The sequence below is a fragment of the Lentzea kentuckyensis genome (assembly GCF_002150765.1).
Lineage (GTDB): Bacteria > Actinomycetota > Actinomycetes > Mycobacteriales > Pseudonocardiaceae > Lentzea > Lentzea kentuckyensis.
The window spans coordinates 1-1,341 of record NZ_MUYM01000219.1; the positions used below are offsets into that span (position 1 = coordinate 1).

Annotated in this window: 2 protein-coding genes; both read right to left on the bottom strand. The window is 69.5% G+C overall.

The annotated features are described in order from the left end of the window. Window positions 1–282: 282 nt before the first annotated feature. Window positions 283–606, bottom strand: coding sequence for an AtuA-related protein (locus B0F77_RS46090; RefSeq protein WP_086669340.1), 324 nt, complete (start codon window positions 604–606; stop codon window positions 283–285). Then, complete coding sequence (locus B0F77_RS46095; protein WP_425435843.1) at window positions 593–1,336, bottom strand: acyclic terpene utilization AtuA family protein; 744 nt, start codon at window positions 1,334–1,336, stop codon at window positions 593–595. Before B0F77_RS46095 ends, B0F77_RS46090 begins: the two co-directional genes overlap by 14 nt. Between the last annotated feature and the right edge of the window lie 5 nt (window positions 1,337–1,341).

The following is a 1,341-nucleotide window of genomic DNA, read 5'->3' on the forward strand; positions in this document are numbered from 1 at the left end:
CCGCTCCTGGCACCGCGCAGGACTCCGGTGTCGACCCGTGCGACAGGCGCCCCGTGGGCCGCCTCGACCTCCGTGTCCGACGCCAGTGCGACGGTGCCTGACGTCGGCACTGCCAGCATCGCCGAAATCAGTATCGTTGTGATCCGGTTTCGCATCATCGCCTCCTGGCCGTTCGAACGGTTTACCAGGCGATAACCGATCGTTCTCTGCCAGACCTGGCCGCGTCCAACATCAAAGCCGCACACACTGATGATCTGAACGCATGAATCTCTGTTCGCCCGGTCATGTCGCCACCCGCGGTAACGGCGTCCAGGTCACGTCGATGGGCAACGACAACAACCTGGAGCTCAACGACTTCCCGTGTGTGTCGAGTGCCAGCGAGGTCGTCACACCGCCGTCGACGATCTGGTAGCACACGAAGTGCAGGGCCGACAGGAGCGGCAGTTCGTGGCNNGCCACGAACTCCGCCAGGTGCTCGCGGACCCGCTCGGCGGTGACCTCGCGCGACAACAACGGGAAAAGGTCTTCCTCGTAGGGGAAAACCGACAGGGTGGCGACGTTGCCCTTGTCACCGGCGCGGCAGTGGGCGAGATCATGGAGCAGCATCGGCGGCCTCCACCACGGTGACCACGGGTCGCACGAGGTCCCGCGGGATGAGGGTCGACGCGATCCCGAGCACCTCGCCGATGTGCACCCGGACCCCGCCACCGCCGGCGGGACCGTTGGTGTACAAGGACTCGACCTCATCACCGATCGCGTCGAGCACCGCGTCGTCGCGGCTGATCGCGGCCACCCGCAGCCGGCAGTCCGTCTCGCCACCGAGCACCTCGGCCCGCAGCGGCGTGCCGGACAGCCGGGTGGTGACGATCTCGCCCGCCAGCGCGGCCCGCGCGGCCGCGTTCGGGCCCACGTAGGAGATCTCGGCCTCGATCTTCTTGCCCGCCCGGTACCCGACACTCACCTTGAGCCGGCTGGGCCGCGGNNCGCGGCGCTCGTCGACGGTGACGGCGCGAACGTCGAGGACGACGTCGGGTGTCCGGTACGCGGCCGGATCGGTGATCTCGTACAGCAACTGCTCCCGCACGGTCGCACGGGACAACATTCCGCCGGTGCCGGGCAGCTTGCCCAGTTCCGCGGTCCCGTCCGCGGCGACGTCGGCGAACGGGAAACCCAGGCGGGCGAGGTCCGGCACGTCCTGGTAGCCGGGATCGGCGAAGTAGCCGCCCGTCAGCTGGCCCGCGCACTCCAGCAGGTGCCCGACGAGGGTGCCGGCGGCGGTCGCCGAGACGTCGCCGGGGTCCCAGCCGAGCCGGTGCGCGAGCGGCGCGAGGAACAGCGACG